This is a genomic window from Rhodococcus sp. BP-160, from assembly GCF_019836205.1.
In the GTDB taxonomy this organism is placed as follows: domain Bacteria; phylum Actinomycetota; class Actinomycetes; order Mycobacteriales; family Mycobacteriaceae; genus Rhodococcoides.
The window spans coordinates 19,768-42,955 of record NZ_JABUEK010000007.1; the positions used below are offsets into that span (position 1 = coordinate 19,768).

18 protein-coding genes and 1 pseudogene are annotated in these 23,188 nt (G+C 64.8%); 4 read left to right on the forward strand and 15 right to left on the reverse strand.

Annotated features, from left to right (window positions below; genetic code table 11):
* Positions 1–584: 584 nt before the first annotated feature.
* From HQ306_RS21510 to HQ306_RS21520, 3 genes are read right to left on the reverse strand one after another with little or no spacing between them, the layout of a single operon-like run.
* Complete coding sequence (locus HQ306_RS21510) at positions 585–755, reverse strand: hypothetical protein (RefSeq protein ID WP_222633471.1); 171 nt, start codon at positions 753–755, stop codon at positions 585–587.
* Complete coding sequence (locus HQ306_RS21515; RefSeq protein WP_222633472.1) at positions 752–1,081, reverse strand: hypothetical protein; 330 nt, start codon at positions 1,079–1,081, stop codon at positions 752–754. Before HQ306_RS21515 ends, HQ306_RS21510 begins: the two co-directional genes overlap by 4 nt.
* A 24-nt stretch (positions 1,082–1,105) precedes the next feature.
* Positions 1,106–2,074 carry a PAS domain S-box protein gene (locus HQ306_RS21520; protein WP_222633473.1) on the reverse strand — a complete coding sequence of 323 codons (969 nt, stop codon included), beginning with the start codon at positions 2,072–2,074 and terminating at the stop codon, positions 1,106–1,108.
* A 490-nt stretch (positions 2,075–2,564) separates the two neighbouring features.
* Here HQ306_RS21520 and HQ306_RS22805 point away from each other — a divergent pair, with 490 nt between their 5' ends.
* From HQ306_RS22805 to HQ306_RS22810, 3 genes are all read left to right on the forward strand, one after another.
* Entirely contained in the window at positions 2,565–2,837 is a 273-nt protein-coding gene (locus tag HQ306_RS22805; protein ID WP_222633474.1) for an EAL domain-containing protein, read from the forward strand.
* Positions 2,838–4,074: 1,237 nt separating this feature from the next.
* Positions 4,075–4,833 carry a hypothetical protein gene (locus HQ306_RS21530; protein WP_261770410.1) on the forward strand — a complete coding sequence of 253 codons (759 nt, stop codon included), beginning with the start codon at positions 4,075–4,077 and terminating at the stop codon, positions 4,831–4,833.
* Positions 4,834–5,358: 525 nt separating this feature from the next.
* Entirely contained in the window at positions 5,359–5,796 is a 438-nt protein-coding gene (locus tag HQ306_RS22810; protein ID WP_374197707.1) for an HIRAN domain-containing protein, read from the forward strand.
* Between the two features lie 185 nt (positions 5,797–5,981).
* On the opposite strand, the pseudogene HQ306_RS22485 reads toward HQ306_RS22810, so the two are convergent.
* From HQ306_RS22485 to HQ306_RS21565, 5 genes and pseudogenes are all read right to left on the reverse strand, one after another.
* Positions 5,982–7,574, reverse strand: a pseudogene (locus HQ306_RS22485) (putative bifunctional diguanylate cyclase/phosphodiesterase).
* Between the two features lie 387 nt (positions 7,575–7,961).
* The gene (locus HQ306_RS21550) at positions 7,962–8,723 is read right to left on the reverse strand and encodes an SDR family NAD(P)-dependent oxidoreductase (protein WP_222633477.1); all 762 of its coding nucleotides are present in this window, start codon (positions 8,721–8,723) and stop codon (positions 7,962–7,964) included.
* Positions 8,724–8,771: 48 nt separating this feature from the next.
* Entirely contained in the window at positions 8,772–10,271 is a 1,500-nt protein-coding gene (locus tag HQ306_RS21555) for an MFS transporter (RefSeq protein ID WP_308115555.1), read from the reverse strand.
* A gap of 417 nt (positions 10,272–10,688) precedes the next feature.
* A complete protein-coding gene (locus tag HQ306_RS21560; protein ID WP_222633479.1) occupies positions 10,689–11,951 on the reverse strand; it encodes an amidohydrolase family protein in 1,263 nt (420 codons plus the stop codon).
* Between the two features lie 52 nt (positions 11,952–12,003).
* Positions 12,004–12,873: an LLM class F420-dependent oxidoreductase gene (locus HQ306_RS21565; protein WP_222633480.1), complete on the reverse strand. Its 870-nt coding sequence runs from the start codon at positions 12,871–12,873 to the stop codon at positions 12,004–12,006.
* Positions 12,874–13,060: 187 nt separating this feature from the next.
* Between HQ306_RS21565 and HQ306_RS21570 the strand changes: the two genes are divergently transcribed.
* A complete protein-coding gene (locus tag HQ306_RS21570; RefSeq protein WP_222633481.1) occupies positions 13,061–14,428 on the forward strand; it encodes an amidohydrolase family protein in 1,368 nt (455 codons plus the stop codon).
* A gap of 4 nt (positions 14,429–14,432) precedes the next feature.
* Here HQ306_RS21570 and HQ306_RS21575 read toward each other — a convergent pair whose 3' ends face one another.
* From HQ306_RS21575 to HQ306_RS21605, 7 genes are all read right to left on the reverse strand, one after another.
* Positions 14,433–15,422, reverse strand: a complete 990-nt coding sequence (locus HQ306_RS21575) for an ABC transporter ATP-binding protein (RefSeq protein WP_222633482.1) — start codon at positions 15,420–15,422, stop codon at positions 14,433–14,435.
* On the reverse strand, positions 15,412–16,416 hold the full coding sequence (locus HQ306_RS21580; protein ID WP_222633483.1) for an ABC transporter ATP-binding protein: 1,005 nt from the start codon (positions 16,414–16,416) through the stop codon (positions 15,412–15,414). Before HQ306_RS21580 ends, HQ306_RS21575 begins: the two co-directional genes overlap by 11 nt.
* Before the next feature lie 25 nt (positions 16,417–16,441).
* Entirely contained in the window at positions 16,442–17,998 is a 1,557-nt protein-coding gene (locus HQ306_RS21585; RefSeq protein WP_261770411.1) for an ABC transporter substrate-binding protein, read from the reverse strand.
* Positions 17,999–18,054: 56 nt separating this feature from the next.
* Positions 18,055–18,948 (reverse strand): ABC transporter permease, encoded by an 894-nt coding sequence (locus tag HQ306_RS21590; RefSeq protein WP_222633484.1) that lies wholly within the window; start codon positions 18,946–18,948, stop codon positions 18,055–18,057.
* A complete protein-coding gene (locus tag HQ306_RS21595; protein ID WP_222633485.1) occupies positions 18,945–19,898 on the reverse strand; it encodes an ABC transporter permease in 954 nt (317 codons plus the stop codon). The genes HQ306_RS21590 and HQ306_RS21595 overlap by 4 nt, the downstream gene beginning before the upstream one ends.
* Before the next feature lie 320 nt (positions 19,899–20,218).
* Positions 20,219–21,691 carry an NAD-dependent succinate-semialdehyde dehydrogenase gene (locus HQ306_RS21600; protein WP_222633486.1) on the reverse strand — a complete coding sequence of 491 codons (1,473 nt, stop codon included), beginning with the start codon at positions 21,689–21,691 and terminating at the stop codon, positions 20,219–20,221.
* 102 nt (positions 21,692–21,793) lie between these two features.
* Positions 21,794–22,981: a CoA transferase gene (locus HQ306_RS21605; protein WP_308115551.1), complete on the reverse strand. Its 1,188-nt coding sequence runs from the start codon at positions 22,979–22,981 to the stop codon at positions 21,794–21,796.
* Positions 22,982–23,188: the final 207 nt, after the last annotated feature.

A 23,188-nucleotide genomic window follows, 5' to 3' on the forward strand; every position in this document is an offset into this window, starting at 1 on the left:
GGCGTAGGAACCCGCCATGCCCTACCTGACCGACACGTAAATCTGCTGCATCGGGTCGCCGAAGAAGCCAGGGAACACTTTCCCGCCCGCGAGCGACCACTGTGAACCCGATCAGTTGAGCCCGGTCCAAGATCTCTCGAATCTGGCGATCGGCGTCGGTTTCAGGGCGCGTCGACTCTCGGCGTCATACGGAGTCAGACCCCCAGCTGCCTGGTTAGTGAGTTCCTCCGGTACATCAAGCTTCAGTTGCTCACGCCCTCATCTGGCGTAGCGCAGATGACGGCGGTGCGAGTGACCGATACCGGCCCCCGATCCGGAAAGTTCTCAGCCGGAGGCGCTCTGAGAAGTTTCCGGACCCCGCAGGGGCCGGAGCGCAGCGGAGGTCGGGTGTTGGCGATGAGGCAGGGAGTGCCGCACGATCGAAGATAGCCAGATGTGTCGAAAGAACGACGCTTTTCACAGGACGGAGCGCAGCGTCGGCCGCCTGGCTGTACGGGTAGCGACATCGGCTTCGGCGCCGCCTGCGGACACGAAAGAGGCCCGCACCCTGGGGTGCGGGCCTCTCCGTTGCGTGTGCTCGCTGGTCAGGACTGTTCGGGCGGCACCGTGGTCGGCTTGCCTGCTGCGGCGTCACGGATCCACTGCGGCACTTCGCGCCCACTGCGTTCGCGCATCGCGATCGACGCGCGCGCGGCGGCGGCGGCGACGCGGGGTCGCGGTGTCTTGTCGACTGCGCGGGATTCGGTGGTGGTCATCGCGGGTCCTCCTGCTCGTTCTGGTTGTCAGTGTCCTCTGTGTCGGCGAGTTCCGCCACCGTCGACCGAATCGCTCGGTCTGCCACCGCGACCAGAACTGCCTCCTCTGTCTTGGTGATGAGAGGTGAATCAGTGACGGTCGCGTAGACGTCCCAGCCGAGTTCGGCCTCGTCGTCGTCCTTGCTGAGGGTGTGGTCCAGGCACCAGGTGATGCGGTCCCATGCTTGGGCGCGTTTGTCGGCGACGGTGCGTTGTCGGATGGTGAGGGCGACCCCGACGACGGCGAGGACGCCGACGATCAGGGTCACCCATGCTTGTGCTGGCACGTGAGTTCCTTCCGGTGGTGCGGGTCAAGCGGCGGCGGTGTCGCCGCTGTCGGTGTCGGTGTGGGGGTCGAGGGCGTCGGCGAGCTCGTGAACGGTGGCGAGAACGGCGCGGGCGGTGTCGGTGACGGTGTCGAGGTTGCCGTCGGCCCATCCGGCGACGTAGCCGACGCTGTAGGCGGCGGTGTCGAGTCCCAGGATCCCCGCGAGAACGTACGCGACGGATTCGGCTTCGACCTCCATCCGGCCCCGGAGCAGCTCGCGCCGGTCGAATCGGGATTCGGTCTCGACGTCCTGGCGCACCGTCAGCTGACGGTGCGCCAACGCGTGACCGGACATCGAGCCGTCGCCGACGGGCACCACCACGTCGGTGCGCAGGGTGCCGGTGACCGCGTCGATGCGCAGCAACGGGTCCGTGGGCGCGCCGCGGCGGGCCACAGCAGCCGATCGCACGTCGAGCAGGGTCGCTGCTGTCGTCGTGGCCGCCGACACAGCATCGAGATCGGCGGAGACACCGAGCCGCGCGAGCCCGGCGAGCGCTGCCTGTCCGGTCGTGAGCCGGTCAGCGGCGTCCACGTCGACGAGCTCGGCGTCGAGTCGTGGGTGGCGGGGACGCTCGCGGATCAGTGCGGCGACCAGATGCGATGCGGTGGTGCGGCTCACGACGAACGCCGACAACACCACCGGAACCGGGACGTCGGTGCCGGTTCTGCGGACCTCACCGATTCCACGCCACGGCCGCTTCGCGCGCGCGGTGTGTTCGGCGTCCTCGACGGTGGACGTCGCGCCGGGGGTGAAATGGTCCGTCGTGGTCACGTTCGTGGCCAAGTTCTCGGTGAGCCCGACAAGGCGCAGTCCGGCCGGGTTGACGAACCGCACGATCCCGGCGGAGTCCCACAGCACGACCATGTCCGAGGACCGTTCGATCACCGCCCGCAGAACAGCATCGTCGACGTGGCCGCCCGTGGTGGGGTCGGCGCGGGGGTGACTCGGCAATCATCGATCCGTTCGCTCGGCGATCGATGGATGCGGGAAGGACCTTGCTGCTGCCACAGTTGTCGGCGCGGCCATGGGCGCTCTCGCGCGACACCGTGTTGCCCGACGTGCGCGGGCTCGCCGACTCCCCGTCGACCGAGGCCGCTGTGAACGCCCTCATCCACGGGCCGAAGCAGGAAGGCGCCTCGTCCGGCACAGTGCCCGGGCGGGTCACAATCGGTTGGGGACGACGAGATCTGGTGACAGTGCCGAAGCAAGCAGCGCGCGCTTCCGAGCTGTTCCCCGATGCCGTACTGCACTGGTTCGAGCGATGCGGTCACTTTCCGCAATGGGACGCACCGAAAGAAGCCACTCGATTGATTCTCGACCGCACCGACAGAGGATGAAGTCCGAACGAGTCGGACCAGTTCATGTCAAGCGCGGGTCGACAATTCGCCGGTGACCTCGACCGGGCCCTCGAAGAACTTGCCGCGTAGTAACGACTGTCGCGGTGTTGCTGCAACCGATCGTCGACACTGCCACCGGACGGATACGGGGAACCGAAGCGCTGCTTCGCCTCCCGCGCGGGAATACAGTTGCCGACCCGCTGTCGGTGGTCGCCGCCGCGAGCCGGGGAGGCATCCTCCCGGAACTGACATCCGCCGCCCTGCAGCACACCGGTCGGCGCATCGCACCAGTGCCGGCGACTTTCCGCACCCTGGACGCATCCACGTCGACGTTCTCCCTGTCGAACTCGACACCGCGCACCTCGAAGCGTCACTGAGAACCGTGTTCGGCACCGGTCTGCTACGACACGAGGAACTGGTTCTCGAAATCGCTGAGAACGCGATCGCGCCGCACAACGAGGACGTCCGCCGCGGCATCGCGAAGATGCACGCCCTCGGCGTGCGGGTCGGGCTCAACGACTCAACGACTTCGGCAGCACCGACACCAGCCTGTCGGCCCTCGCTGCGCTCGACGTCGACATCGTCAAACTCGCACCGGTACTCGTCGACGCGCTCGATCGACTGCCCGGGATGGCCACGGTCGTCCGCTCCCCGGTGCAGCTGACCGACAGCCTGGACGCCGTGGTCATCGCATAAGGTGTCGAAAGGCCCGGGCAGCTCGACATGCTGCGCCACCTCGGTGTGCCCCTCGCTCAGGGGTACCTACTCGGGATTCCCAGTCTGCCCACGCACACCGCACGGGCCGCCCCCACGTCGCACCTCGGCAGGCGCCGAACCAGGCCTCCGTCGGGCGGCCCGGGCCTTCCATATCGATGTGTTGGAAGCGAACGGTGCACCCCGTCCATCGAGGTACGAACACGTCCACGCCACCGGCGACCGACGTGAGGCGAGTGGTTTCCGTCCACAGAAGTCCTTGGAAGTCCAACGCCGGTAGTGGACACTTCTGCGCAAAGTCCCCAACAGCCCACCACATCAACCCGAGTCCACCGAACGAGTTACGAATGAGTTGTGACAACTCGTGACATCGAGCCCGGATTCAGGGCATTCTGCAGGTAAGCGGCCTACAGAGAGCCTCCTTTCGGGATTGAACCGAAGACCGCTCGCTTACAAGGCATCGACGACCCGATCAGGTGGATGCACCTGGACTCGAGAAAACCGGTCTGAGCTGCACGATCGTCCATCGGCGTCCACCTCCTTCCGTCCCGACTTGTAACACTCTCGTGACACCGAGAATGTTCTCCGTTGGACTCAGTAGATCTGTATTACTCTATCGGACAGCGTATCTCGTTGCCCGAACAAGCAGCTGAGGCGGGTACGGCGGCAGGACGGTTGCGGCCAGCGCAGGTGAGTCAGGGTCCGTCGACGGCTCATCTCCCCGTGGCGCAAGATTCCGGTTCCCACGCGAAAGCGAGCTTTGGCATCGCGGTCCTGCCGAAGCCCTTCAGCATCATCTCGACGCGGCGTACCACCGACGGCGCTGCGATCACCGTCTCGACGCGCAGACCATAGGCGCCATCTCACGCAATTCCACAATTCGCCCCTACAGTCTGGGGCGTGGCTGATCAGTACCGCGTCGTCGACCTCGCCGGGTGGACCCGCGGAGAGACCGAGCCCGGCGGCGCCGAGGAGAAGCGCTGGTTCAGGGCCCCGGACACATCACAATACGACGGCCACTGGCTGTTCAAACCGCGCCGCATCAAGGACCTGATGCTCTCGAAAGAACGATGTGAACGCGGCGATATACCTGATCGACTGACCCGCGGGGAAGACTGGGCAGAACAGATTTCCTACGAACTCGCGCGACTCATCGATGTACCGGCAGCGCACACGGAACTGGCGACGGTCGTTCGCCGCGGCACCGACAACTCGGTCTCAGGATCCAAAAGCCTCGACATGCGGCCGCCACACTGGGGATGGACCTCCGGCGCAGCATTGCTGGCCGAACGCGACAACGAGTTCGACTCCGAATCCTGCCGCGGTCACACGATTAAGGCGGTGTTCGAGGCCATGACCGATCTACGCGGACCCGTCGGCACCGCATACGAGGACTGGCCGGCCTTCGACGTGTTCGCCGGGTACCTCGTGCTCGACGCATGGATCGCCAATTCCGACCGACACGCTTACAACTGGGGGTGGTCCAGGACCCTGCGACCGGAACAGTGCGCCTCGGCCCGAGCTTCGACCACGGATCCGCATTGTCCAGCGGGAACGGAGACGACTACCGCGCCCATCGAGTCGAGCTCGGCACTGTCGAACAGTGGTGTAGCCGGGGGCGGACGAAGCGGTTCGACGGCGGCAGGGCCATCGACCTGACCGACCTCGCAGCGAAGGCACTCGCCATGACGAGCACCAAGGTTCAGCGTTACTGGCGCGAACGACTAGCTGTTCTCGACCTGGACTCATGCGACGAATGTCATCAGCGCCACCCCGAACTTGTCGGACCATACCCGTAGCTTCCTGAACACAGCCGTAGCCACGAACCGAAAGCGACTCCTCGATGTCCTCCACTGACCTCGCACCAACCTCCGCCGGCACAGCCGCCGGTGTGCGCACGTCGAGGCTCATAGTGACGCGCCGCGGAGCTTCTGATCGCACGTACCGCGCAATCGAATACCTCGACATGATCTCCAGCGATGCCGGATCCGTGTACGAGTTCGGCTACCTCGTCGCCGCGACGAGGGACCCGTCGTTCGTGCCGATCGTCGGGTTCGGCGATACCGGACGCCACTACAGCTCGACCCGCCTGTTCCCCTCGTTCGCGGACCGAGTGATGAGCGCGAAGCGCCCGGACCGCCCGCAGTACCTCGCAGGCCCGGACCTCGCATCCGATGCCGACGCATGGGAGATACTCACCGCATCGGGAGGTCATCGCGAGGGCGACCCCATCGAGCTGATTCTCTGCCGACCTGGGACCGCATCACCCACGAGACCACCGCTCACTTCCTCGCTCACGGAGTGCGCCACAGCAGCGACGAAGCACACGCACACATCTCGACCCTCACTCCGGGAGAGGCCCTCTCACTCGAACCGGAGCCGACGAACATGACGAATCCACGAGCGATTCGCATCACCACCCTCAGTGGACTGCTTCTCGGGTACGTGCCGGACCCGCTCCTGGACTACGTGCACTCCACACACGAGAGCGCAACCGACGTGACCGTGATGCGTGCCAATCCAGCCGACACACACCCACACCTGCGCCTGTTGCTGCGCCTCTCCGGGCACTGCACACGATTTGTCTTCGACGAACCCGAATGGTCACCGCTCACCGGATAGGTCCAGGAACTGGACGACTTACCACCCGCTGCAAGCGGGAACCTCGACAAGATCGCCGTTTCGAGCGTGACGTCGATCGACACCCGTCGCGACGGGACGATTCGACTCACACCACAGTGCTCAAATCACAGACCTACCGGCCATGCAGGCGATCAGTGACGCCGCTCGTCGGGTAGCAGCGGTCTTCACGTTGCAGATCCCGCCGCCGACCACGAATCGAACGGATCCGGAGCCGGTCGACCAAGCAGGAATCCCTGACCCTGCACCTCCCCCGGTAGCGAGTGCAATTGCTCGACCGTTTCGATGCCTTCCACCACACAGTCGAGTCGCAGGTCCCGAGCCATGCCCACGATGGCGCGGACGATGCTGTCGCTTGCCGGGTCCTTCGTCATGGTGGCGGTGAACGAGCGGTCAATCTTCACGGCACTCACCGGCAAGGTCGCCAAATGTCGCAGACTCGCATAACCGGTACCGAAATCGTCGATCGCAATTCCTACTCCGTTCGCGCGAAGTTGCGAGAGTTGACGCAGCGTCGAGGAACCGGACTCGAGGAGTACCGACTCGGTCAACTCCAGGATCAGATCGCTCGACTCGAGCCCGTGTCGCGCAAGCATGTCGGTGACGACGACGAACATATACACATGCTGCGCCTGGCGCGCACTGAGGTTCACAGCCATCGTAGGTCGCACACCGCCGCCGGCGTCGGATTCGGCTTAGGCTTCGGTCGACCTCCACCGCGCGAGGGCACCCAGCGAGAGGTGCAGAACGCGTGCCCCCAGAGCGGTGACCAAACCGGTGTCCTCCGCCACCGGGATGAAACGGTCCGGGGCTATTGCCGTACCCGCGTCATCGCGCAATCGGGCCAAGGCTTCGAACCCGACCAGTCGGCCACCGCCGAGGTGGTACACGGGCTGGTAATCGACGCTCAACAACGCTGCCCCGCGCTGCGGTGTCTCCAAAGCACCCCGGAGAGCATTCTCGATGTGAGCACGTTCGAGCGCGCCGGCGCGCAGCGCGTCGTCGAACAACTCGACCCGGTTCTTACCCAACAGCTTCGCCCGGTACATCGCGGAGTCGGCGTCGCGAAGAGCCTCGTGTGCGGTGTTTCCCCTGTGTATCAACACCATTCCGACACTGACGGAGATCACATGATCATGGCCCTCGACGCTGATCGGTGCGCCCAGGACCGCACGCACACGCTCGGCGACCCGTTGTGCAGCGTGCCCATTCCCCTGCGGCTCCGCGTCTGTCTCGCTGTTGCGCATCCCGTCGATCACGAGAACGAACTCGTCGCCCCCGACGCGCGCGATGGAATCGCTCGGACGGAGAATCGACCGCATCCTGCGGGCCACCTCGACCAACACGGCATCACCGGCGGCGTGGCCGCCGGTGATGTTGACTCGTTTGAAGCCGTCGAGATCGCAGAAGAGCACTGCGGCCGTCGACCCTGTTCGCTCACCGCGTTCGATGGCGGAACCGATGCGCTCGAGCAACAACATCCGATTGGGTAGCCCGGTCAGGGGATCGTGGAGAGCAGCCTTCTCGAGGGCGCGCTCAGCCTCCACCACGTCGGTGACCTCACGAACCACCGACAGCACGTCCGATACCTCGCCCGACGGTGACCGACGGAAGGGCGTGGTACGCCGGGACAACCACCGAATGTCACCGTCCGGCGTCCGCACCCGATACCGGACGGTGTGACTCTCCCCGTCCGGCAGAAGTGCGGCAGCACGGTCGGCGGCGTGAACGACGTCGACGTCCTCGGCAACCACGTCCACTCCCGGCGACGGTGCGCCGTCCGAGTCCGTGGAATCGGCTCCGGGCCACGACGAGATCCTGCCCTCGACCGAGTTCTGGAGCAGTGTGTCCAGGGCCCGTGAGGCCCACGAGGTGCGACCGGATTGAATGTCAGTGACAGTAGTGACGTCCGGGGAGGCAGTCAGGACCGCGTCGCGGAATGCCCGCGCCTGCTCCAGTTCTGCTTTCGCAGCGCGTTCCTCGGTGACGTCCTCTGCCAGGACGAGAGCCTCTCGTGGGCGCGGAAGTCGACGAGAGCCCTTCGGCTTGCGAACCTCGCCTGCAGGACGACCCTGCCTTCCCCGCCGCCGGTTCGGCGGGTTCGGCCACGCATGAGCGACCGCCCGAAACGCCCACGTCCACCGGGGTCACGGTCTGATCGTCGCGCCCCCGTCGACATTGATGTTCTGACCGGTGATCCATCGGCTGTCGTCGGAAGCCAGAAAGATCAGCGCCGGCGCGATATCTTGTGCCGGATCGCCCATCCGTCCGAGCGGACCTTTCGACATCTCCGCCTTGACGAAATCCGTGTACTCCGGTGCAAGGGTGTGCTCGATCGTGTCGGTCCACGCCACCGGGCTCAGATTGTTGACGCGAATCCCGTCAGCTCCCCACTCGCGGGCAACCACCATGGACAGCGCTCGGATGGCCGCCTTGTCCGGGGCGTACGACGCGTAGCCGGCCATCCCGCTCTGGTAGACGCCGGACACGAAGTTGATGATCGAGGCCGACTTGCCCTTCATGTGCGGATGACACAGTTTCATCAGCCGCCACGCGGCGTACACACCGACACCGAAAGCCTTGTCGAGGTGGTCCTCGCTCTGCTCGAGGAACGGCACGTGATCCGCCTGATAGTTGGCGTTGTTGACCAGCACGTCGATGGTGCCGAACTCCCGCACCGTTCCTTCGACCATTGCCTCGAGGTCTGCAGTCTTCGACACGTCGCACTTGATGGCGAAGACGTCGCCGCCCTCGGCTCGGCACAGGTCGGCAACGTCGGCCACTTTGTCGGCGGAGAGGTCCGAGATCGACATTCGGGCGCCCTCCGCCGCCATCCGAATGGCGTTCTGCTTGCCCAGGCCTGCGCCGACGCCGGTGATGACGACAACTTTTCCATCGAGCTTTCCCACGTGATTCTCCTCAGTTCAGAATAATGAGCCGGTCGCCTCCGAACCGAACTACACCTTGCGGTCCACCTGTGGCGATCCGGTGGCCGGTCCTGCAGACTTCGGATCCACGAGGTTCGGCACCATTTCCTGCGGTGCACCGCCCAACTGCGCGGCGAGCAGTTCGGCCTGAGCTTCATCGATGTCGTCACCGGCCGTCAGACTGCCGGGACGGGGGCGAAGAACGGTCGACATGAGTAGCGCGCCGACCACTGCCAGTGCCACACATCCAAGGAGTGCGGTCGTGATCGCCCCGTCCGTGTAGACGATCGCGCCGCCGGGCCCGGAGGTGGCTGCTCGACCGAGGACCACGAAGCCGAGGACCGGTGTCACTCCTCCGATTCCGGAGATGACGACCTGAATGCCGGACGAGAACGATGCTTGTTCCTTCTTGGGCGAGGCCGCGATGACCAGGTTCGGAACCGATGCCGAGCACGATCCCGATCCCATGCCCAAGATCAGCGCACCGAAAATCATGTCCGGAACCGAATCGTGGCGGAATGCCAGGTAGGCCGTGCCCAGAGCAATCAACACCATTCCGGTGCGAGCTGTGTGCCACGGACCGACGCGCCGCACCAGGAGCCCGGTGACGATGCCGGCCACCACGGACGTCAACGACTGGGTCGTGGTGATCTGCGCGAGACCCGTCGCGGAGAGCCCGAGGCCGTACCCCCCACCCAACAGGGCCGGTGTGAGCCCGATGATCGAGACCACTGTCAACGCGAGCGCCGACACGCCGTACATCACGGCGGCGGCTGTGGCCGCCATCAGAATTCCGCGTCGGGTGAACATGCGCACGTTCAGGATGGGGTCTGTGCGCCGGAGTGACGTCATGACGTACAGAGCGCCGAGAGCAAGACCCAGAACCATCAGACCCAGGGTCTTGACGTCGGCCCAACCCCACTGATTTCCCATACTGATGCCGGTGAGAAGGCTGCCGAGGGCTGCTGCGAACAAGAATGCGCCGAGGGCATCCGTGCGCGACTCCGCGCGCACCGAGGATTCCTTCGTGGTGAAGAGGATCGCGAAGAACATCGTTCCCACCCAGACCGCGCTGAGTACGAAGACTCCTCGCCACCCGTAGCTGTCGATGATGATTCCGACGACCGTGGGGATCAATGCGGTGAGCGCGCCGGCACCGGTCACCGTGACCGCGGCAGCGAAAGGCACGATCTTCGCCGGATAGGTGTCCCGAATCAGCGAGTAGGTCAGGAACATCGCACCGGTCAAGCAGCCTTCCAAGGCGCGCCCGACCAGCAACATCTCGAAACTCTGCGAGGTTGCCGCAATCACCGAACCCAGGGTGGCCAGTGCCGCGATGATCAGGAGCATTCGGCGTTTGCCGTGCTTGTCCGCCAGCTTCCCGAACAACGGCGCGGTGACGGCACCCGCGAGCGAGTAGACCGTGAGAATCCACGCGCCCTGAGTCGTCTGAAAGTGGGTGCTGATGAACGGCAGCGCCGTGGTGGCCTTGGTGTAGGACAACGCAACGGCCTCGATGAGGAAGACCACGCTGACCAAGGACAGAACGAGGCGGGGTGTCCAGCCTGCGCCGCGGAACGTACCGCCGGCGGCGGCAACCCCAGATGATGGTGTTGGCAAAGCGATCTCCAGGTGATGGGGGCAGGCACTTCGTGTGAGCACCGCCGGACTGATGCGATTGCGTCGACGGCGGCTCGCCGTCTCGAGGTGGTCGATCCACAGGTCGAGGCTTAATTCACCACAATGAACATGCGTTCGGTGTGAACGTACACCGCTGCGACGAATCTCACACCGCTTTCGGGTCTAGTGGGAGAGAAGTTCCCCGACAGCGTGGAGTCCGAAAATCTCAGTGGCAGAGCAAGATCGAGCCACACGTGCTCTGCGCACCGCGAAACGGCCCACCGCGGACAGATCTCGGCGGCGGGCCGTTCGCGGGCCGGAAGACGTCTACTTCGGCGCGTGAGCGAGGTCGTACAGCTTGCGCCATTCGTGCTTCGAACGGATCTCCGTGCTGACGTCGGGCGACGATGCGCGAAGGGCGCCGACCGTGGCGTCCTCCTTCGAGATGTGCTTGAACGGATCGATACCGAAGAATCGTGCCGAGTTCTGGTAGAGAATCTTGTTCATCTCGTCGTCCGGAATTCCCACGTTCCCCATCTCGGCGTGGACGAACTCCGGAGCATTGGGCCAGATCGCGTCCGAGTGCGGATAATCGCATTCCCACGCAATGATGTCCATGCCGATGTCGTGTCGAACCTTCAGCGCGGTCTGATCGGTGACGTAGCACGCCAGTGAGTGCTTCTTGAAGATCTCACTGGGCAACATTCCGTTGAAGTCGTGACCGAGCCAGCGCTGATTCGTGTAGTGCCGATCGCAACGGTCCAAATAGAACGGAATCCAGCCGATTCCCGCCTCGGACCAGGCGATCTTCAGGTCGGGATACTTCGTCATCGCGCCACCCCAGAGCAGGTCCTGGGCCGCGAAAGTGGACACCTGAGTGGCGAGAATGATCATGTTGTCCAGTGGCGCCCCCGGTGCGCCGTTGATCGCACCGAACCCCTGACCGATGTGCAGACACATCACGACCTCGAGCTCGGACACCGTCTGCATGAAGGGGCCCCAGTACTCCAGATCGTGATAGCTGGGCAGGCCCTGCAGGTGGGGAAGCTCGGGCATGGTGACGGCCCGCACGCCCTTCGCTGCGACACGGCGAACCTCTGCGACGAGCTCGACCGGATCCCAGACCGGGAGAATGGCACACGGAATCATGCGGCCGGGGTACGCGGTGCACCACTCGTCGATGTGCCAATCGTTGTAGGCCTTGAGCATGATCAGGGCCATGTCCTTGTCATGCGCTTCCTGAAAGTATCTCGCGCTGAAACCGGCGAACGAGGGGAAGCACATCGATGCGACGATGCCGTTACGGTTCATGTCACGAATGCGTTCGTGGATGTCGTATGCGCCGGGACGCATCTCCGCGAATGTCGAAGGATTGAGGCCCCACTCCTCGTTGGGCCACCCGACGACCGCATTGAGGCCGATCGTGCCCATCGAGTTTCCCTGGAACCACCAGCGCTCGAAGCCGTTCTCGTCGACGATGCTCTTCGGCGCTTGGTCTTTCCACTTGTCCGGCACGTGGTTCTTGAACATGTCGGGCGGTTCCACGACGTGGTCATCGATGCTCAACATGATCATGTCATCGATCTTCATACTCGGTTCCTTTCGGTTCGTGTGACAGGGGAGGTTCGCGCGTGGACGGCGTTCACCACGAGTTCGTTTCGGCGATGACCTTCGACCCGAGCAATTCGAGCGGGGCGACGTCACTCAGATCCGGCACCGATCCGTAGACGGTCGTGAAACCGAGGTCGTGCAACCTGCGCAGATTTTCCAGCAGGGCGTCGACCCCACCGTCGCGCTCGACGTCGAAGTTGACGAGCGCGGTCTTCTCGATCTCGTCCGGGTTCCGGCCGATCTCCTCGCAGCGCTCGTTCAGTCGTGTGATCTTCTGGCGGGCTTCCTCACCGCCCCACACGTTCATGGCGTCCGCGTACTTCGCCACCAGTTTCAGTGTTCGCAGCTCACCACCGCCGCCCAGCAGAATTCGGGGACGAGGACTGGAGACGGGTGCGGGGACGTTCATCGTCTGACCGAGTTGGTAGTTCTCGGTCACGTACTCGCCGTCGTCGTCGCTCCACATCTGCAGGACGATCTTCAGAGTCTCTTCCAACCGGCGGAAGCGACCGTCGTGGTGATCGAACGGCAGGCCGAGCCCGGTCGCCTCCTGCTCGTTCCACCCCGTGCCGATTCCCAACCACGCCCGGCCACCCGACAGCACGTCCAGCGTCGTCACGATCTTGGCCAGTAGCCCCGGCGCTCGGTACGTCGTGGCTGTCACCAGAGTCTGCAGTTCGATCTTCGACGTGGAGCCGGCGAGGAACGCAAGGACCGTGTACGCCTCCAACATCGGCTCGTTCTCTTCGCCGATCAGACTGATCTGCCAGAGATGATCGGTCACGCTCAACCGCGAGAAGCCCACCTCCTCGGCGGACTGCGCGATGCGAGCCAGCGACGGGCCCATCTCCACCGGAGTGCCGAAGTGAGAGTAGTCGTTCAGATGAAGTGCGAGTTTCATACAGCGCTCCGTACCGCCCGAACCCGGGCGTATCAGTGTGTCTGAGACCACACCCACAGTAGTGCCGAGTACTGATTCACACAAGTGAAACTTGGTTCATAGTTGTGAGACTGCATTCGACACTTCCATCCTCAGCCCCTGCGAGCAGGGACGACCCGTCCGCATGTCCGGCAGTTATGCTCGGTCGATGTCCGCCGGACCAGCAGATCGAGCAGTACTCGTGCAGGGCGGTGTCGACCTCGACGGCACGCCGGTGAGTCTGCGGCTGCAGCACGGGGTCATCGCCGAGCGCGGCCCGTACCTGTCCGCCGGGGCCCACGACGTGGTCGTCGACGCCCGCGGCGGTACCGTGATGCCCGGTCTGCACGACCACCACGTGCACCTGAGATCTGCAGCGGCAGCTGACGATTCCGTCCACCTCGGTCCCCCGCGCGTGTCCACCGACGCGGAGGCGCGCGCAATGCTCCGCACGGCCGCCGTGCGCTCCGACGGATGGATTCGGGCCGTGGGATATCACGAGTCCGTCGCCGGACCCCTCGACCGACACCGAGTGGACCTCTGGCGCGCAGACGTACCGGTCCGGGTGCAACACCGCAGCGGCGCTCTGTGGATCGTCAACTCTGCAGGTTCGCGACTTCTGAACGAGCCGGCCGACTCGGACGGTGTGCTGTTTCGCCGTGACTCCGAGTTCAGCCGTCGGGACGGAGGCACCGACGGTGATCTGACGACGATCAGTACACGTCTGGCGTCCTTCGGAGTCACGGGGTGCACGGATGCAACCCCGAACATGGACTCCGGGGCCATCGACTTCTTCGAGAACGAGATGCGTGCAGGACGATTCGTTCAGAACCTCCATCTGTTGGCGCGACGCGACCGAGAACGACGTGCGGTGACCTTCGGGCCTGTCAAACGGATACTCGACGACACCGACCTCGTGCTGGACGATGTGACGACGTGGATCGAGGACGTGCACGGGGCTGGTCAGGCGGTCGCGGTTCACTGCGTGACCGTGGCGCAGCTGGTGCTGACCGTGGTGGCGCTCCGGATGGTCGGAACCGTGGCCGGCGACCGCATCGAGCACGCCGCCATGGTTCCCGACGATGTGCTGAGAGACGTGGTCGACCTCGGTGTCACCGTTGTCACGCAACCCAATTTCGTCGTCGAGCGCGGCGATCAGTACCTTCGAGACGTCCCGAAGTCGGACCACGGGCAACTGTGGCGCGTCGCGTCGTTGATCGGAGCGGGGGTGCCCACCGCCGCAGGCACCGATGCACCCTTCGGCGACCTGGATCCCTGGGCGTGTATGCGCGCGGCGCGGGACCGTGCGGTCGCCTCCGGATCTGTCCTCGGCGCAGACGAGCGGATCGACGCCCGACGAGCCCTGGACATGTTTCTCGGTTCCGCCGGGTCTCCCGCCACTCCACGCCTGCTCCAGCCGGGCCACAGCGGCGATCTGTGCATCCTCGCTGCGCCTCCGGCCACCGTCCTGGAAGAACTGTCGGCCGACCTCGTTCGCGCCACCATCGTTCGCGGCATTGTCGTCGTCGAACGGTGACACGTCACGGCGCACCCGTGGCCGGGAAATGGCAGGCCACGAACTGGCCGGTGTCCACCTTCCGCATCACCGGCTCCTCGGACGCGCACAGCTCCTGCGCAGCGGGGCATCTGGTGCGGAATCGACAGCCTGACGGAGGAGCCAAGGGCGAGGGTAGGTCGCCCGCGAGTGCCGGCCCTTCGAAACCCCTGTCCGGGTCCGTCAGTGGCACCGAGTCGAGCAGCGCCCGCGTGTAGGGATGAGCGGGGTTGTCGTACACCGCAGTCGAATCACCGAACTCGCAGACCTTTCCCAGGTACATGACCATGACGTTGTCGCTCATCGCCCGTACGACGCCGAGATCGTGAGCGATGAAGACGATGGTCAGATCGAAGTCGGCTTTCAACTTCTCGAGCAGATTGATGATCTGCGCCTGCACCGACACGTCGAGCGCGGACACCGGTTCGTCGCAGATGAGCAATGTCGGTTCCACAGCGAGCGCTCTCCCGATGGCCACGCGCTGCGCCTGGCCGCCCGACAGCTGGCGCGGCAACATGGCAGCGAAACGTGTCCCGCCCAGACCCACCTGGTCCAGAACGGCTGTCGACGCCGCGTCACGGTGAGCAGCAGACTCACCCGCGACAGCGAGTCCTTCCGCAACGATGTCCTTGACCGCACGCCGCGGATTCAGCGATCCGATCGGATCCTGGAAGATCATCTGCATCGCACGTCGGAGCTCGCGCATACGAGCCTCGGTTGCTCCGTCGATCGACTCACCGTCGAACGTGATCTTCCCGGCAACCGCTCGGTCCAATCGCAGGACAGCCCGACCGGTCGTGGACTTTCCGCAGCCGGATTCGCCCACGATGCCCAGCGTCTCGCCCGGCAGTACGTCGAAACTGATCTTGGAGACCGCCTGTACGACGCCCGCTTTCGACGGATACTCGACGACCAGGTCCTCGACGCTGAGCAACGCTCCATCGCCGCGGAGATGAGCGGTTCCACTACCTGCCATGTCGGTCTTCTCCTGTGATCGCTCTACCGACCAGTTCCAGACATGCGACGTGATGGTCCGTACCGACCGACTCGAACACCGGACCGGGCACCGAGCATTCCGCCACGGCCGCGCTGCAACGAGGGCTGAATCTGCAGCCGCTCGGTGGGTTCACCGGGTCCGGTAGCGAGCCGTCGATGAGTCGCAGCGGGGCGTGCCTCGGATGGTCGATGGTGGGGGTCGCTCCGAGGAGCGCATGCGTGTACCGGTGTCGAGGAGCCTCGAACACCTCTCTCGTGGAACCGACTTCGGCCATCCGGCCGGCATACATGACGGCGACACGATCGGTCTGACCCGCGACGACCGCGAGGTCGTGGCTGATCAACATGATCGCCGTCCCTCGGTCCCGTCGAATACGGCGAAGTAGATCGAGTATCTGACGCTGAATCGTCACATCCAGTGCCGTGGTGGGTTCGTCGGCGATGAGCAGATCCGGTTCGCACGCCAGCGCGATCGCGATCATGACGCGTTGCCGCATGCCACCGGACATCTCGTGGGGGTAGTTGCGGAGACGACGCTCGGGGTCGGGGACGCCGACCTCCTCGAGAAGTTCGAGTGCGCGCGAACGTGCTGCGGACCGTGACAATCCCAGATGTCTACGCATGCCCTCTGTCAGCTGCCGCTCGACCCTGACGACCGGATTCAGCGAACGACCAGGGTCCTGGAAGACCATCGAGATCTGGTTTCCCCACACCTCCAACTTTTCTTTCTTGCTGAGCGACAACAAGTCTCGACCCCGGAAGGTGACGTCACCGGTGCGCCCGGACCTGGGTGGCATCAGACCCATGATCGCCTTCGCCATGACCGACTTCCCGGACCCGGATTCACCGACCACACCGAGGGACTCGGCCTCACCCAGCGAGAACGTGACATCGTCCACGGCACGGACTTCTCCGCGGGCCGTGCCGATGTACGCCCGCAGGTTGCGAACGTCGAGCAGTGGTTCGGTGGTCATGGACAGTCCTCTCTCGTGCGACGACCTACTCGGCCTTCCACAGTTCCTCCGGTAGCAGAGATCCCTGGCCGTACTGGTGAACACCGCCGATGTCGAGCCCCGTGACCGCAGCAGGCGAAGCCCGCACGTAGTAGATTCCCGGAACGAGCGCGACGAGGCGCTCCTGCACGATCTGATACGCGGCCTTGCGCTCCTCGACCGACTGGCTGAACCGGCCGACTTCCAACGCTCGGTCGAGCTCTGTGTCGACGACCCCCGTCGTGTTTCCCCTCGAGGTGCTGTGGAATGCGGTCCACAGCCCGAAGTCCGGATCCTGAATGTTGGACGCACTGACCATCATCTGGAAGTCACGCGCACCCGCCTTCGCCAGACCGGTCGGGAAATCGACGACCTCGACGTCGACCTCGACGTTGTCGAACGCGCTCAACTGCGCCTGCACACTCTCGGCGTTTGCCCGGTTCTCGACCGTCGTGATCGCGGTGAAGGTGAACTTCACCGGCTTGCCCTCGGCGGCCAGTTCGTCGAACAGCGCCCGGGCGGCGTCCGGATCGTATCTGCTCATCCCGGTATCGGTGTGGAACGGCGACTCCTCCACGAACATCGTCTCGGGGATCTCGCCCTCTCCGTTGTAGATCGCGAGATTCAGCGACTCGACGTTGACAGCCATCGCCACCGCCTGCCGTGCCCGGATGTCGTCGAACGGAGCTCTGGCATGGTTCATCGAGATGAATTGCCCCCCGCCCATGGGCACCACATCGACCGGGAGACCGGCGCGCCGGGCCTTGGCCAGGCTCGCCCAGTTCGAGTCCATCACCACGTCGGCACCGCCCGCGATGGCCGTGTTGATCCGCTGATTGGTGTCACTGGCGGACCGCAGGCTGATCGCGTCCAGGTACGGCCGCGGAGCGTCCCAGTAGCGGGGGTTTCGCACCAATTCGAGGACGTCCTGGCGGGCCCAGGATTCGAGGACGTAGGGCCCGGCACCGACCGGTGCGGCGTTGAACGCCTCCGGTCCCGCGCCGAGCGCAGCGGGCGATGCGATCCAGTTCATCGCCGAATTCACCACGGACTGCGCGTAATGGGGGTTGGGTGACCGGAGTGTCGAGCGCAGGGTGAGTGGATCGACGATCTCGTTGGAGGCGATCGTTCCGGCCTGCGCGATGGTCGAGGATGCCGTGGCCGGGTCCCTCAACCGATCCCAGTTGAACTTGACCGCGGCTGCGTCCAACGGACTTCCGTCCGAGAACACCACGCCCGGGCGCAGGGTCAGGGTGAACGTGCCACCGCCGTCCGTGGTCTCGAAGCTCGACGCCATCGAACCCTGGACGGCGGTGCTGACGACATCGTTGACGAGCAGCGTCCCGTACAGCGCGTTTCCCAGAAAGGCCTGCGTGGTCCAGGTGTTGGACATCGCGGCGGGGTCGAGGCCACGCGGCTCGGCCGCCTGGACCGCCCGGATGGAACCACCGAGTACCGGATCCCCGGTTGCTCCGACAGCCGGTTCGGTGGGTTCCGGTGGCGTGACCGAGCAACCGGCACTGACGGCGAACATCACCGCGACGAGCGCGATCGACCCGATCATATGGTGGTACAACGAGATTCGTCGGTGGAACATGGCTACCTCTCGATCGGACAGAATCAGTCACGCAGTGATGAATCAAATGTCGTTCGCAGATGGTCGCCGACCTGGTTCAACGAGAACACGGTGAAGAAGATGGCGGCAGCTGGGACGAACACCAGATGCGGGGACGTCGCGATCGCGTCCTTGCCGTCGTTGATCATTCCTCCCCAACTCGGCTCCGGTGGCGGAACGCCCATTCCCAGGAAGCTCAGGGAACCCTCGGCGACGATCAGCGCCGCCATGACGATGGGCAGATAGGAAGCGATGGGGGCGAACAGGTTCGGCATGATCTCCTTGAACAGGATGCGGCTGTGTCCAGCGCCCATGTTCCGTGCGGCGCAGACGAATTCCCGCGCAGACCACGCCACCGTGTTGGCGCGAGCAAGTCTGATGAACGACGGAATCACGATCAGGCTCAGACCGAACAGAATGGTCCCCACACTCGGCTCCAGGATCGAGGCGAGGGCGAGAAGAAGAATCAGCGGGGGGAACGCCAGCATGGCGTCGGTCACCAGTGAGATTCCTGCGTCTGTCGCCTTTCCGAAGTAGCCCGCCACCATCCCGATCAAGGATCCGATCAGGAATCCGACGGCCGCGGCGACTGTGCCGACCACGAGCGAGATCCGGGCGCCGTGAATGATTCGCGAGAACATCGACCGGCCGAGAGAATCGGTGCCGAGGAGCAGATCCCACGACCCCCACTGCGGCCCCAGACGCGGGAGACCGACCGGGAACGTGTATGAGGTCAACGGTAGGGCGCTGGCGAACACCGCTGCGAAGACGATGGCCACCAGCCAGGCCGTCGAGAGGTACACCAGCACCGATCGAGTGGTCTTGACCGCAGGTACGCGAGGTGCGGCCGGTGACGGTGCGGTGTCGCTCGACTGAGCGGTCGTCGCCGTGTCGGTCATGCGCGCACTGCCTTTCTGACGCGTGGGTCGATCAACCCGTAGCTGAGGTCGACCACGGCATTGATGCCGACGTAAGCGATCGCGATGAAGACCACTACTCCCTGAACCATGACGACGTCCCTGGACGTGATCGACAACGCGACCAGCTGCCCGAGGCCCGGGAGCCCGAACAGCGTCTCGACGACGACGGTCCCACCGATGAGGCGACCGAGGTTGATGCCGGCGACCGTGATCAGGGAGAAGGTGGAGGGACGAAGAGCGTGCCGAAGCATCACGTAGGAGTTGCTCATTCCCTTGGCTCGGGCCGCGACGACGAAATCCTCTCGGAGAGTTCCGATCAGGTCGGTCCGAATCAGTCGATGGAAGGCTGCGATCTCGGTGAGCGAGATCGCCAGAGCAGGTAGCAGAGCGCTCTGCAGGTTGTCGACGAGGCCGTCCGCCATCCGGGACCACCCCGTGACGGGGAAGTAGTTCACCTGAATGGCGAACAGGTAGATGAGCACCGGACCCGCGATGAAAGCCGGAACGGACAGGAAGACCGAGGTGACGGCGTTGATCGCGCGGTCCGTCCCGCTGCCCGGCCGTGACGCCGACACGATCCCGAGGACGAGCGCGACGAGCAAGGAGAGGGTCAGTCCTATGAGCGCCAGTTGGAGCGTGACCGGTAGTCGCTCGACAATGGCTTCGCTGACCGATTGCCCGGTCAACGGCGAGACTCCGAGATCGCCTCGAACTGCGTCGCCGAGCCAGTGTGCGTACTGAAGCCAGGCCGGATCGTTCAGTCCCAGTTTCGAATCGAGTGCCGCCAGCGCCTCGGGGGTGGCGTTCTCCCCGAGCATCACCTGCGACACCGAACCCGGGGCGAGACTCAGGAGTGCCGCCACGGCGATGGTGACGAGCAGTACCACGACAACGCTGCGGCCCACTCGCTTCGAGACGTCGACGAGCATCGGTACCTCCTTTCGTCGGGGATCTGCAGTGTCGTCGTCAGCGTCTGTGAACAAATATCTGTTCACAGACAGTGGATAGAACTTCGACCTAGCGGTTCGTGGGTGGGGTGGTCAGGTCGCGACCCGCAAGAACGCGCGCGTTCGCCTCGGCGACCAATTGTGACGTATGTCATTAAAGACCGAAGCAGCGCGATACACAAGGGGACTCACGGTCTCGGATCTCCTGCGACGGTGCCACGAACAGGACCGACCGCGTGACCACCCGAGGGCGGTCACGCGGTCGGTTGTCGTCGGATGCACCCGCAGGTGTCATCGACGAGTCAGACGCTGATGCCGATCAGCTTCGTATCGAGGTACTCCCCGATACCCACAGCCGATCCTTCTCTGCCCAGACCGCTCTCCTTGACGCCACCGAACGGCGCCGCCGCGGAGGTCGGATTGATGTCGTTGATTCCCACCATGCCGAATCGCAACTTCTCGGCGACTCGGATCGCCCGCGAGATGTCCCGTGTGTAGACGTACGACGCGAGGCCGTACTCGGTGTCGTTGGCCATCGTGATCACTTCGTCCTCGTCGTCGAAGATCGTGACCGCGGCGATCGGGCCGAACGTCTCCTCGCGGTAGATCTCCATGTCCGAGGACACGTCGGTCAGGACGGTCGGCGGGTAGAAATAACCCGCATCGAAGGGAGCGTCACCCAATCGAGCTCCGCCCGCGAGGACCCGCGCACCTCCGGACACCGCATTGTCGACCTGCCGTTGCATCCGCTGCACGGATGCCTCGTCGATCAACGGTCCGACGCCACTTGCCGGATCCATTCCGTTGCCTGCCTGCAATTTCGAGGACCTGGCCACCAACGTGTCGAGAAACCGCTCGGCGATGGACCGGTGAACGAAGATGCGGTTGGGGCTGATGCACGCCTGGCCCGTGTTGAGGAACTTCACCAAGGTGGCGCCCTTGGCCGCATGCTCCGGGTCCGCATCCGGGAAGACGATGAACGGAGCATGCCCGCCCAGCTCCAGTGACACCCGCTTGACCGTCGCCGCGGCGTCACGCGCGATCATCTTGCCCACCTCGGTGGAACCGGTGAACGTGATCTTTCGAACTGACGTGCTGGCCAGCACCTCGTCCGAGAAGAAGCTCGGCTTTTTGGTCGTGACGAGGTTGACCACGCCTGCCGGGATCCCGACCTCCTCGAAGATTCGGAACACTGCGAGCGCGGTCAGCGGTGTCTGTTTGGCCGGCTTCAGAACGACGGTGCATCCTGCAGCCAGGGCGGGCGCGACCTTCCTCGTGATCATCGAGATCGGGTAGTTCCACGGAGTGATCGCCGCCACGACGCCGACGGGCTGCTGGAGCACGACGAATCGTTGGTCGGCTCGGGCGGACGGAATGGTGGAGCCGTAGACGCGCTTCGCTTCCTCGGCGAACCAGATCAGGAAGTCGGCGGCGTACTTCACCTCGGTGCGCGACGCCTTGAGCGGCTTACCCTGCTCCATCGTCATGAGCGTGGCCAGCTCCTCGGAGCGTTCCAGCATCAGTTTGTGAGCAGCGTAGAGGTAGTCGGCTCGCTGGTACGCGGTCGACTCGGACCACGCCGGAAATGCCTCGTCGGCGGCCTCGATGGCCTCTCGAACATCCGACGGTTGTCCCGCTGCGACCGATGCCAGCACCTCACCGGTCGCCGGGTTGGTCACCTCCAGGAACTCGTCCGTGGCCCCTGATCGCCATTTCCCGTTGATGAACAGAGAATCTCGCGTATCCGCGGGGCGATCGAACAACGGCAACGACATGAACTCTCCCAAGCTGAACAAGGCGATCGCCGTGACCGCGTGTCCAGTCTATCGCGGAACTGGACTTGTTTTCAGTTCATTGAACTTATATTCAAGATTTTGTCACAGATCGACACCCAGCCGGTGGAGCACCTCGGACGTGTGTGCACCACTGGCGGGCGCGCGCCCCATCGGCGTTCTCCCGCGCGGTGGACTCACGTCAGGCGCCTCGGCCGACACGTCCCCATCGGCGGCCGGACGTCCGAGCGTCGATGTCACGACGTCGGTCATCGACACGTCCCAGACTGCACCCGACGCCTCGTTCCGCGCGTCCAGCGCGCACACGGCGGCACGAAGGCCGGTCAGCGGGTCGGCGATCGCGTCGCCCACGAACGACGGGCCCTCGCCCTTCTCGTGTGCCACCAGACCGGCCGATGCCGCCACGTCGTCGCCGAAGCCGATCCGGTTCGAGGACCGTCCGTCCGCGGTGATCGAGATCCAGGTACAGCCCCGGTCCGCCGCAGCACGCGCATCCAGTCCGAAACGGGCCAGCGCACGTGGTCTCGATGCCTCGATGACGATGTCGGCAGAATCCACCAGCACGGCCAGCGCATCGCGCTCGACCGCACGACGCGGATCCAGGACGACCGACTCGTGGCCCGCGTGCAGCAGATCGTAGAAACCCCGGTGTCCGCCGCGTGCCCCGTCCGGCCTGTCGGGTGTCTCGACCTTGATCACACGCGCCCCTGCGCTACCGAGAAGGTGCGCACACAACGGCCCCGCCCACAGCGCGCTGAAATCCACGACGACTGCTCCGTCGACCGATCGAGCCTCGGCGGGCAGACCAGCCGAGAGCCCGGTGGGTCGTCGGCGGACACACCCGCCGGCGATGCCCAGCAAGGCCATCCGCTCGTCCACCTCGTCGCTGCCTCGAACCGCGAGCCACCGCGCGACGGCGTCCCAGGGCTCCGCGTCGATCGCGGCACCGATCATGGCTCCCAGCAAGCCGAGGTCGTCCGGTCGCGCGCACGACACGGCCGCCCACCCCTCTGCTGTCGGAAGCAGCCTGGCGTGGCCGCCGACCGATGTCCGACCCTGCCGGACGTGTCCGGTGAAGGCCGCTCGCTCACCCAGCAATGCCGCGCCGTCGACAGCCTCGGACATCGATCCCGCGTCGCAGACCCACCTCGCCCAGCGGCGAGCCCACGTGGCCGCCTCACCCGGCGGGAACAGCGCAGGGCCGTCGGACCTGCCCGTCAGCGCGGGGATTCCGCTGGCGGCCCAGTCCGCTCGTGCCCCTGTCTCGTTCACGGTGCCCCTGTCTCGTTCACGATGCCCCTGTCTCGTTCACCATGCCGACGATACGATCACCGGCAGGAGGCACGGACCGAGACCGGTCGGCCGGAACAGGAGTGCCGGGTGTCTCGCCACGCGACGTTCGTCGATCCGACGCGATCGGACATCGAAGGATTCGACCGTGCCGAGTCGGTCGGCGTAGTCATCGGTGTCTGCGCAGAT

Bases quoted from the DNA above. Each gene is read 5' to 3' on its own strand.
- HQ306_RS22810 (WP_374197707.1), top strand. From the start codon at position 5,359: ATGGGAGATACTCACCGCATCGGGAGGTCATCGCGAGGGCGACCCCAT.
- HQ306_RS21600 (WP_222633486.1), bottom strand. From the start codon at position 21,691: ATGTCGTTGCCGTTGTTCGATCGCCCCGCGGATACGCGAGATTCTCTG.
- HQ306_RS21565 (WP_222633480.1), bottom strand. From the start codon at position 12,873: ATGAAACTCGCACTTCATCTGAACGACTACTCTCACTTCGGCACTCCG.
- HQ306_RS21510 (WP_222633471.1), bottom strand. From the start codon at position 755: ATGACCACCACCGAATCCCGCGCAGTCGACAAGACACCGCGACCCCGC.
- HQ306_RS21595 (WP_222633485.1), bottom strand. From the start codon at position 19,898: ATGCTCGTCGACGTCTCGAAGCGAGTGGGCCGCAGCGTTGTCGTGGTA.
- HQ306_RS21580 (WP_222633483.1), bottom strand. From the start codon at position 16,416: ATGACCACCGAACCACTGCTCGACGTTCGCAACCTGCGGGCGTACATC.
- HQ306_RS21585 (WP_261770411.1), bottom strand. From the start codon at position 17,998: ATGATCGGGTCGATCGCGCTCGTCGCGGTGATGTTCGCCGTCAGTGCC.
- HQ306_RS21590 (WP_222633484.1), bottom strand. From the start codon at position 18,948: ATGACCGACACGGCGACGACCGCTCAGTCGAGCGACACCGCACCGTCA.
- HQ306_RS21560 (WP_222633479.1), bottom strand. From the start codon at position 11,951: ATGAAGATCGATGACATGATCATGTTGAGCATCGATGACCACGTCGTG.
- HQ306_RS21575 (WP_222633482.1), bottom strand. From the start codon at position 15,422: ATGGCAGGTAGTGGAACCGCTCATCTCCGCGGCGATGGAGCGTTGCTC.
- HQ306_RS21570 (WP_222633481.1), top strand. From the start codon at position 13,061: ATGTCCGCCGGACCAGCAGATCGAGCAGTACTCGTGCAGGGCGGTGTC.